This window comes from Streptomyces sp. NPDC048664, from assembly GCF_040650555.1.
Lineage (GTDB): Bacteria > Actinomycetota > Actinomycetes > Streptomycetales > Streptomycetaceae > Streptomyces.
Genome location: NZ_JBEZHK010000014.1, coordinates 119,028 through 128,535, shown reverse-complemented (window position 1 = coordinate 128,535; position 9,508 = coordinate 119,028). Strand labels below are relative to the sequence as shown.

The following is a 9,508-nucleotide window of genomic DNA, read 5'->3' as shown; positions in this document are numbered from 1 at the left end:
CGTCCCTCGGGAACCGTGACCGACTCGGGGTGTTCGGTGGGCGTGATGCGGACCGCGTAGGGGTGCGGGCCGGCGGCCGCGTCGGGTGTGCGGGGCGGGGCGAACGTCAACTCGACGGTGCCTGTGGTTCCTGGGTACAGGCGCAGGGTCTGTGGTTCGACCGTGGTCCAGGGCGAGATGGGCCCGACGGATTCGAAGCGGTATTCGTCCACGACGTCGCCGGTGTTGCGCAGCCGCAGCCGCACACGTGCCGAAGCACCCGGGTCCACGGTGACGGACGCGGGTTCGAGAGAAGTCCACAGGCTCACCCCTTCACGCTAGTGGGGCTCCGCCCGGCGGGCAGCGGCCAAAGGGGCAGAGGCCGCTGCCCGTGAGGGTCACGACGTGGTGCTCATCGCGACCTCCTCCGACTCGCTCTCGCTCGACGGGCCGGAGGAGTCGGAGGAGGTGTCACGGTCCCAGGCCACCGTGTGCCGCTCGTCGCAGTCGAGGGTCACGAAGGTGCCGCCCGCCGCGGTGATCGCATCATGGATTTTCCGCGCCAACCCGCGTGCGCCGGCGACGGAGTAGTCCGGCACGTCGACGTTGGCCGCGTTGCTCGGCCAGTACGGTCCGGGGTGCCGGGTCGTCCCCTGGTAGAGGTCCATGAAGCAGCTCACGCAGGGGCGCTTGACACCGGCGACCTCGTCGCGGTCGATGCTTCCCTGGGGCGCGGCCCCCATGATGGTCCGCTCGGCGTGCTTGCCGTCCGTCGTCGGAGTCGGTACGACCATCGGCCCGGCCAGTGCCTGGACGACGTCCCAGAAGTCGTTGGGCACCTGTCCCGCCTCCTGGGCGAGCAGGGCCGCGAGCTTCTTCTTGTGCCGCTTCTCGCGGGCGCTGTCCGGGACCATGGTCTCCAGGAGGCCACTCACGTAGGCGGAGGCCGCGCCGTCGCCCGCCTCGCCGCGGATGATGTTGTTCGTCCGCGTCTTGTTGCTGGAGACGTACAGGCGCAGGGTCTGCTCCATGCCCTCCATGGTCACGTCCTGCTCCGAGCCCTGATCCTGCCCCTGCTCCGTCCCCTCCTCCCGGGACATGGCCGCCTGGACCTCCTCGGGCCGGTGACCGGCCGCGTTGAGGGACCGGAAGACCGCGGTGGAGATCCAGCGGAGCACCTGCTTGGTGCGCTCGCCCTCGTAGCTGCGCTTGCCCACCACGTTGGCCGAACCGGAGTAGATCTGGCCCTTCTTCGACGCGTCGGTCGTCGCCCCAGCCTGCCCCTCCTGCGGGCCCTGCGGGAGGTGGAGGGTCAGGCTCTGGTTCGCGCCGTGGAACTCCCAGCCGAGGGCGACCAACTCGTCACGGACCGCCTCGGAGGGCTTGCGGCCCGACGACGACGCCTTGGACCCGCCGCGCCCCTTGCTCTTGGTGACCTTGCTGCTGCCGGCCGCGGGGGAGCGCTGGACGACCGAGACCCCCTCCCGTGCCCCGCTCGTCGCCACGGCCGGTGTCTCGGCCTCCGCCACCGCGGACCGCTGCACCGGCGCGGCACCGCTCATCACGTCCCGCGCCACCGACCGCGCCTCGACCTCCGCCCAGTCGCCCGGGTCGGAGATGCTGAGACCCGACCCGTTGTTCGTGCCGGGCACGGGACCCGACCGCTGCTGACGGATGTGGTGCAGCTCCTCGGCGAGGACCGTCTTGTCCCGCCCGTCCCACACGACATGCGGGAACGACGTGTAGGCCTCCGCGCCGATCTCGGCGGCCGAACGCAGGGCCGCGGAGTCGCTGTGCAGCTGTACGCCGCTGAAGTCCTCGCCGCCGAACCTGCCCTCCATCTCCTGCTTCAGCGGGGCGTCCAACTGCCGTCCCGGGGCGCGCAGCACCTCGTGCACGGCGGACCGCTGGACCGAAGCCGAGGGCCTGCTCCCGGTGGTGGCAGAACCGTGCCCGCAGCCCGCGGAGTGCACGTGCCGCTCCTCCGCCACCGCCCGTGCCACGGCCGCGTTGCCGGCCGCACGCTGCAGATCCAGCATCCGCTGAGCCGGAGTACTCGGCGCCGGGGCGTTGCGAGCCCGCTCCTGGTCGTCACTCTCGTGCTTCCGTGACCCGCGTGCGTGCACGGCGTTCCCCTCGACTGCGATCGGCTGGCACACCAGCGTTACCGCGCGCCACCCCCGGGCGCCAGGAACCAAAGGGCAGTCACCGGGGCAGAGTTGGGGAGAACGGGACGCGAGGGGGCCTGCACGGCTTCCGGATCCTGCCCTTCCGGGCAAGGGAAATGCCCCGGGGAAGGAACGTAAGACCGTTTCGGGCGGAGCCTCGCACGCCCGAGGCTGGGAAGCGTTCCTGACTCGTACCCCCGAGGAGTGCAGAGCATGCCGTCCTACCTGTCGCCCGGCGTCTACGTCGAGGAGGTGGCCAGCGGTTCGCGCCCGATCGAGGGTGTGGGCACGTCGGTCGCGGCCTTCGTGGGTCTCGCGCCCACCGGTCCGCTCAACGAGCCGACACTGGTGACCAACTGGACGCAGTACGTGGCGGCCTTCGGTGAGTTCACCGACGGCTACTACCTCGCGCACTCCGTCTACGGCTTCTTCAACAACGGCGGTACGGCCGCCTACGTGGTCCGCGTCGGCGGCTCCACCGACGGCATGGCGGGCGAGACCGCCGCCGCGCAGGCGTCGTCCCCCGCCGCCGTGGGTGCCCCGGCCGGCCGGGCCGCCCTGACCGCCGGTGCGCCGCGGCAGCTCGGCACCTTCACCGTGACCGCCGTCGCGTCCGGCGAGTCGGGCGACCTGAGCGTGGAGGTGGCCGACCCCGAGGGCGAGGGCCCCGCCGAGCGCTTCAAGCTCATCGTCAAGGACGGCGACAAGGCCGTCGAGACGTTCGACGTCACGGCCAAGAAGGGCGGCCGCAACTACGTCGTCACCCAGGTCAAGGAGCGTTCCAAGCTCATCACCCTGGTCGAGTCCGCGCCCGCCGCCCAGCTGGTCCGCCCGGACAACCAGACCGTCGCGCTCGCCGCCCCCGTGCCCGTCGCCCCGGTCGGCGACAGCAACACGGGCAAGGACCTGGACACGGGCGGTCAGCCCGGCCCCGCCGAGTACCTCGGCGACTCCGCCGACCGCACCGGCTTCGGCGGCCTGGAGGCCGTGGACGAGATCTCCATGGTCGCGGTGCCCGACCTCATGGCCGCCTACCAGCGTGGCGCGATCGACCTCGAAGCCGTCAAGGCGGTCCAGCTCGGTCTGATCGCGCACTGCGAGCTCATGGGCGACCGCGTGGCCGTCATCGACCCGCCGCCCGGACTGAACGCCCGTCAGATCCGCGTCTGGCGCCAGGAGACGGCCGGCTACGACTCCAAGTACGCCGCGCTCTACTACCCTTGGATCAAGACCTTCGACCCGGCCAGCGGCCAGACCCGAATGATCCCGCCGAGCGGTCATGTCTCCGGTGTCTGGGCCCGCAACGACGCCGAGCGCGGGGTGCACAAGGCGCCCGCGAACGAGGTCATCCGGGGCGCGGTGGACCTGGAGATCCAGATCACCCGGGGCGAGCAGGACCTGCTGAACCCCATCGGCGTCAACTGCATTCGGGCCTTCCCCGGTCGCGGCATCCGCATCTGGGGCGCCAGGACCCTCTCCTCGGACCCGGCGTGGCGCTACCTGAACATCCGCCGGTACTTCAACTACCTCGAGGAGTCCATCCTCATCGGTACCCAGTGGGTGGTCTTCGAGCCCAACGACCACAACCTCTGGGCCCGAATCCGGCGCAACATCTCCGCGTTCCTGGTCAACGAGTGGCGCAGCGGCGCCCTGTTCGGCCAGCGGCCGGAAGAGGCGTTCTACGTCAAGTGTGACGAGGAGACCAACCCGCCGGAGTCGGTCGACGTCGGCCGGGTCATCTGCGAGATCGGTATCGCCCCGGTCAAGCCGGCCGAGTTCGTGATCTTCCGGCTGGCCCAGTTCTCCAGCGGAAACGGCGAGTTGCAGGAGTAGTGCTCTCCCGGGCACTCCCGATCTCTCACCCTCCGCGTAAACCACAGCACTTCAGAAGAACAGGCGGCAGCAGCAGATGAGTCTCCAGCCGGGTGACGCCCTCACATCACACAATTTCGGCCTGCAGATCGACGGCGTCATGGTCGAGTACCTCGCCGAGGTCAGCGGCATGACGATGGAGCAGGACGTCATCACCTACCAGCAGAACACTCCCGACGGAAAGAACCACGTCAGGAACCTGCCGGGGGTGAAGAAGAACGGCACCTGCACCGTCGTGCGGGGTATGACGCAGTCGGCGTCCTTCACCGAGTGGATCAACCAGTCCATCAACGGGCAGATGGCCACCGCCCGCAAGAACGCGTCCATCATCATGATGGACTTCCAGAACAACCCGGTGAAGCGCTACAACCTGCGCAACGCCTGGTGCAGCAAGATCGACACCAGCACGGTCAAGGCGGGCGAGGCGGCCGCGCTGACCGAGACGGTGACCATCACGTTCGAAGAGCTGGTCATCGAATAATGAGGCGTTCGGCTGTCAGGGCGGGCGTGGGCGCTCCGGTCTCGGCCGCGGAGCTGGCGGGTTCCGTCCCGCCCGCCGCGGCCCCGGAGCCTCCCGCGGCGCCGGCGACCGAGGCGGCCGCGCCCGTCCAGCACCAGCTCCGCACCGAGTTCCCCTTCCAGCTGCCGCGCGGCTACGTCGACGAGCAGGGCACGGTCCACCGCGACGGCACGATGCGCCTGTCGACGGCCCGGGACGAGCTGGTGCCGCTGCGCGACGTGCGCGTCCAGGAGAACCCGGCGTATCTGTCGGTGGTGCTGCTGGGCCGGGTGATCACCCGGCTCGGCACGCTCCCGATGGTCCACGACGGCATCGTGGAGAACATGTTCGCCTCCGATCTGGCGTTCCTGCAGGACTTCTACCGCCAGATCAACGCCGAGGGGCACACCCGCGCGGCCGTCGCGTGCCCCCACTGCTCGGAGTCCTTCGAAGTGGAACTCGGCGGGAGCCGCCTGGGGGAATCGTGACGTACGCGACCGACCGGATGCAGGAGGAGATCGCGTACGTCGCCTACCACTTCCACTGGAGCCTGGAGGAGATCCTGGATCTCGAACACCATGACCGCCGCCGCTTCACCGACGAGATCGCGTCCCTGGTGACGCGGTCCGGGGCGGAGGGCTGAGCGGTGGGCATGCTGGATCGCCTTCGGGCACGTGGACGTGGCACCGCCGCCGGCGCGGAAGCGCCGGTGCGCGCGACGCCGGGCGGCATCGCCGACACCCCCGCGGGTGAGGCCCCGGCGGCCGGCGGCGCGACCGCCCCCCAGCGGGCACGGGGTGCGGCCGAGTGGGCCACTCTCGCACCGATTCAGCGCGTCACGGCCCAGGGCACGGGCGGGAACGGGAGGCGAGACCGGGCCTCGGTCGCCGACGCCGGATTCGGCGGGCGGCTGCCGACCTGGCAGAACCCGACGTTCATGAGCGCACGGTCGCACGCGGTTCTGGACGGGGAGACGTCCGCCGTCCTCGGCAGTGGTGCGCTGACGGCCTCGGCGCGCCCCGTGCCGGGCCTCGAACGGCCCGCGCAGACCCTGCCGTTGGCCGGCCGCCGCACGCCTGAACCGCCGGTGCAGAGGGCACCGGCGGTGCCGCTGCGCGCCCTCACGGTCCCCGAACCGGCCAGGCCCGTGGTGCAGAGGAGCACGGGGGCGGGTGGATCCGCGGCTGCCGGTGCCTCGGTGAGCGGTGGCGCGACCGGTACCGGGATGACGCACGCGGCTTCGGCCGCCGGCGCGCCGAGCCGCCCGAGTCTCCCGACCGGGTCGGCGGGTGTGCCGGGTGTGCCGGGTTCACAGGGATCGCCGCGTTCCGCAGGTTCGTCGGTGCCGTCGGTCTCCTCCGGGCCGTCCGTGGAGCGCGTCGCACCGGTGTCGGTGGGCTGGATCCCTCCCGCTTCGCCCCCCGCCCCGGCGGCGCCCGCCGGAGTCCGGGTGACCCCCGCGGTGTCGTCCCCGCCTCGTCCCAGGCCCCTGACCAAGGCGCCGGTGTCGGCCCCGGCGGCACCCCGGCGCACCCTTCCGGTGGCTCCGCGTCCCTCGGCCCCGGGCGCCTCCGCGGCCAAGGGGTCCGCGGGCGGCACGGAGCAGGCCGACGGCGGCGGCCCGTCCCCGGCCGCGCCGGCCGGGGACGGGCCGGAGCCCGTTCCGGCTCCGGTCCCCGCGCCGGTGGCGTCCGCCCGGACGGCGCCCGTGCAGCGGTCGGTGGCCGCACGTCATGCCACGGACAACGGTGTTCAGACCGGTGTCCGTGCCCCTGAGACCACGTCCGCTCCCGATGCCGGGGCGGCCGGCGCTGCGGTGAGCCGGTCCGGCGCCGGTCGGACGCGGACGCTTTCCGGTGACACGGCGCCGACGACTCCGGGCCGCAGCGACGCGGCCGGATCGGGTGCGGGAAGCGTCGTGGGCGGCGCGAGCGCTCCGAACAGTGCGGTCGGACCGGGTGCCGCCGCCCCGCCGAAGCGCGACGGCGGACCGAGCGGTGCCGACAGGTCGAGTCGTGCCACTGGACCCGCCGGCGGTATCGGGCCGAAGCCGCAGGCGATGCCCGATCGTGGCTCCGCGCAGGGCGCCCTTGGCAGCGCCGGCAGCCCCGGCGGCCAGGGCGGTGGCGTCGGCCCGGTCGGTGGGGCGGCTACGCCGAGCCGCAGTGCCGGTTCGACGCGCGGGGCTGCGGGGCCCTCGTCCGTCAGTGTGCAACGCTCCGCCTTGCAGAGTGAGTCGAGTGCTCCGGCAGCGGAACCCGCTGTGTCCCGGCCGTCCGCTGCACCGGGCACGGGTCCGGTCGGTCGTGCGGCGTCCGGCAGTGTGCAACGTTCCGTCGCACAGGGTGAGTCGGCGGTTCCGGCGGGGGATCCGGCTGTGTCCCGGCCGTCCGCTGCACCGGGCACGGGTCCGGTCGGTCGTGCGGCGTCCGGTAGTGTGCAACGTTCCGTCGCACAGGGTGAGTCGGCGGCTCCGGCGGGGGAGCCCGTTGTGTCCCGACCCTCTGCCGCACCGAGCGTCGGTGAGGTCGGTCGCGGGGCGGCGGGTTCCTTGTCCGTCAGTGTGCAACGCTCCGCCTTGCGAGGTGAGTCGAGTGCTCCGGTGGGGGATTCCGTTGTGTCCCGGCCTTCTGTCACGCCGGGTGTCGGTCCGGTCGGTCGCGGGGCGTCCGGCAGTGTGCAACGTTACGTCGCGCAGGGCGAGTCGGCGGCTCCGACGGGGGATCGGACTGTGTCACGGCCCTCTGGCACACCGGGCACCGGTCCGGTCGGTCGTGCGGCGAACGGCAGCGTGCAACGCGATGTCCCGCAGGGCGAGTCGACGGCTCCGGTAGTCGGTCCTTCCGCGAAGGAGCGGACCGTGTCCCCGCCCTCCACCGCACCCGGCGCCCGTCCGTCCACCGGCACCGGCGACACCAGCGGCCGTACGACGAGCCCCGAACCGGCTGCGGTCCAGGCCGACGCCGGGTCGCACACCGTCGTCCAGCGGCAGGCAGCCCGTACGTCCGCCGCGCCCAGGGCAGGGGGCCTCGGCGGCACGGCGGCCGCACCGCGCGGTGGCGCTGTCGGGCCTGTCCGCCCCGTGGCGGCCCCCGGCAACGGCGACGCGGCGGCCTCGAATCCGGCGACCCGATCGGGAGGCGGCGAGCGCGGCGCGTCCGGTCCCGGCCCGATCCCGACCCCGGCGCCGTCGAGCGGCGGCGCGCGAAGTGTGCAGCGTTCGGCGGCGGCCCCGAGCTCCGCCCCCCGTACGGTGACCGGCTCCGGGACGCATGCCGCGCCCACGGCGGCAGGTTCCCCGGGAACACCGTCGCAAGGCGGCGTCGTAGCGGCGGCCGGCGAGCGTGGCCCCGAGGTTCCGCCCGGTGCCGTACCCCGGGCCGAGGGCGCTCGCTCGCCTGCACCTCGTTCCGGCCCCGTCCGCAGGCCCCAGGATCCGCCGCAGCGGGCCTCCGTGGACGTCCAACGCGCGGCATCCGGCAGCCTGCCCGGGCCGGCCCGCGTCGACGCGGGCCCTGCCATCCCGCCGTCGCGGCCGGAACCCTCCGCACCCGGCCCCCGGTCCGCTGCCGCGCACGTGGTCACCCCCTCGACCACGTCCTCGGCCACGCCGGGCCCTGGTAAGGCCCCCGCCCCGAACTCCGGTGCGGCGTCCGGTGCCGGCCCGCGCCCCGCGGCCCCTGGACCGAGCGCCCGCGCCACCCCCGCCACTCCGACCGCGCACCGCGTCGCGCCGAGCACCGTCCAGCGCGCCGCGGTGTCCGACGCCCACCGGTCGGGCGCCTCGGCGGTGCCCGTGCAGAGGCTCCACGCAGTCCGTCCGGCCCCGACCGCCGCAGGTCCGGCCCCGGCGGTCGTCCGTCCGACGCCGACCGCCGCGAGCCTGGCCCCGACCGGCCCGAACACCGTGCCGCCCACCGGCCCGACGGCGCCCCCCGCGCCCGTCGAAGGCTTCGCTCCCGGCCCCGGCACTCCGGGGCCGCCCCTGCCCGCGCACGGCCCGGTGCCGCCGGCCCCCGGTACGCGTCCCGGCACCCTCCCGCCCGTCCAGCGCAGCCTGTTCAGCTCCGCCACCTCCCGTACCGGCTCGGCGGCGACCCCTCCCGCGATCCCCGCGAGCCCCTCGACCGGCCCGGTCGCTCCCGCCGTCCAACGCAGCACCCCCACCGGCACCCCCTCCCTGCGCAAGTCCCCCTCGCCCACCCCGGCCACGCCCCCTCCGGCGACGCCGCCACCCGCGTACCGCGCCACGGATCCGCACCCCCGGCCGACCTCCCCCACCCGATCCGGTACAGCCTCCGAGCCCGACGACGACGCACCACCCGGGTACACGGAGGTCCCCGAGGGCGCGTTCGACCCCCGGGACCTCACCGAGTACCAGGTGGACGCGCTCGTGCACCGGATCATCGACCGCGTCACCCGCCAGGTCCGCACCGAACTGCGCCGCGACCGTGAACGCATCGGCAGACTCCGCGACCCCCGCCACTGAGGCGGGACCCGACCCCCGCACCTGCGACCCCGCGCCCTCGCGCGGCTGAACCGACAGAAAGGCCCACCCACGATGCCCTCCCGCCAGGACCCGGGTACCACCGTCTGGTTCATGCTGTCCATCGACGGTGAAAGCCTCGGCTACTTCAACGGCTGCGAAGGGCTGTCGTCGCAGGTCGAGGTGGAGCGCCGCCAGGAGGGCGGCAACAACGGCTTCGTGTGGCAGCTGCCGACCCGGGTCACCTTCTCCACCATCCGGCTGACCCGGCCGCTGACCCCGGACACGGCGAAGGTCGCCAAGTGGATCTCGTCGGTGCAGACGGGGATCAAGCGGCCCACCGCGCAGATCGCCGCCCTGCGCGCCGACGGCTCCGAGGTCGCCCGCTGGGGTCTGCTCGACGTGCTGCCGGTGAGCTGGCAGGGCCCTTCCCTCGACCCGGGCAGCCCGGCCGTCGCCACGGAGGTCCTGGAAATCACCCACCACGGGTTCACGGACTGAGCG

At 73.4% G+C, this 9,508-nt stretch carries 7 protein-coding genes and 1 pseudogene; 6 read left to right on the top strand and 2 right to left on the bottom strand.

Features of this window, described 5'->3' with window-relative positions:
* A pseudogene (locus AB0C59_RS17620) lies at positions 1 to 308 on the bottom strand (hypothetical protein); the annotation flags it as partial.
* 69 nt (positions 309 to 377) lie between these two features.
* Positions 378 to 2,018, bottom strand: a complete 1,641-nt coding sequence (locus tag AB0C59_RS17615) for a DUF4157 domain-containing protein (RefSeq protein ID WP_363005381.1) — start codon at positions 2,016 to 2,018, stop codon at positions 378 to 380.
* A gap of 342 nt (positions 2,019 to 2,360) precedes the next feature.
* On the opposite strand from AB0C59_RS17615, the gene AB0C59_RS17610 reads away from it, so the two are divergent.
* From AB0C59_RS17610 to AB0C59_RS17585, 6 genes are all read left to right on the top strand, one after another.
* Positions 2,361 to 3,980, top strand: a complete 1,620-nt coding sequence (locus AB0C59_RS17610; RefSeq protein WP_363005380.1) for a phage tail sheath subtilisin-like domain-containing protein — start codon at positions 2,361 to 2,363, stop codon at positions 3,978 to 3,980.
* 76 nt (positions 3,981 to 4,056) lie between these two features.
* The gene (locus tag AB0C59_RS17605) at positions 4,057 to 4,500 is read left to right on the top strand and encodes a phage tail protein (protein WP_363005379.1); all 444 of its coding nucleotides are present in this window, start codon (positions 4,057 to 4,059) and stop codon (positions 4,498 to 4,500) included.
* Positions 4,500 to 5,006 carry a hypothetical protein gene (locus tag AB0C59_RS17600; protein ID WP_363005377.1) on the top strand — a complete coding sequence of 169 codons (507 nt, stop codon included), beginning with the start codon at positions 4,500 to 4,502 and terminating at the stop codon, positions 5,004 to 5,006. The genes AB0C59_RS17605 and AB0C59_RS17600 overlap by 1 nt, the downstream gene beginning before the upstream one ends.
* Entirely contained in the window at positions 5,003 to 5,161 is a 159-nt protein-coding gene (locus AB0C59_RS17595) for a DUF6760 family protein (RefSeq protein WP_363005375.1), read from the top strand. The genes AB0C59_RS17600 and AB0C59_RS17595 overlap by 4 nt, the downstream gene beginning before the upstream one ends.
* Positions 5,162 to 8,275: 3,114 nt before the next feature.
* Positions 8,276 to 9,007 carry a hypothetical protein gene (locus AB0C59_RS17590; RefSeq protein ID WP_363005373.1) on the top strand — a complete coding sequence of 244 codons (732 nt, stop codon included), beginning with the start codon at positions 8,276 to 8,278 and terminating at the stop codon, positions 9,005 to 9,007.
* A 72-nt stretch (positions 9,008 to 9,079) separates the two neighbouring features.
* Positions 9,080 to 9,505, top strand: coding sequence for a phage tail protein (locus AB0C59_RS17585; RefSeq protein WP_363005371.1), 426 nt, complete (start codon positions 9,080 to 9,082; stop codon positions 9,503 to 9,505).
* The last annotated feature ends 3 nt before the right edge of the window (positions 9,506 to 9,508 follow it).

What these genes read in the sequence shown, in the direction of transcription:
- AB0C59_RS17615 (WP_363005381.1), bottom strand. Translation starts at nt 2,018, where the DNA reads ATGCTGGATCTGCAGCGTGCGGCCGGCAACGCGGCCGTGGCACGGGCG.
- AB0C59_RS17610 (WP_363005380.1), top strand. Translation starts at nt 2,361, where the DNA reads ATGCCGTCCTACCTGTCGCCCGGCGTCTACGTCGAGGAGGTGGCCAGC.
- AB0C59_RS17600 (WP_363005377.1), top strand. Translation starts at nt 4,500, where the DNA reads ATGAGGCGTTCGGCTGTCAGGGCGGGCGTGGGCGCTCCGGTCTCGGCC.
- AB0C59_RS17605 (WP_363005379.1), top strand. Translation starts at nt 4,057, where the DNA reads ATGAGTCTCCAGCCGGGTGACGCCCTCACATCACACAATTTCGGCCTG.
- AB0C59_RS17585 (WP_363005371.1), top strand. Translation starts at nt 9,080, where the DNA reads ATGCCCTCCCGCCAGGACCCGGGTACCACCGTCTGGTTCATGCTGTCC.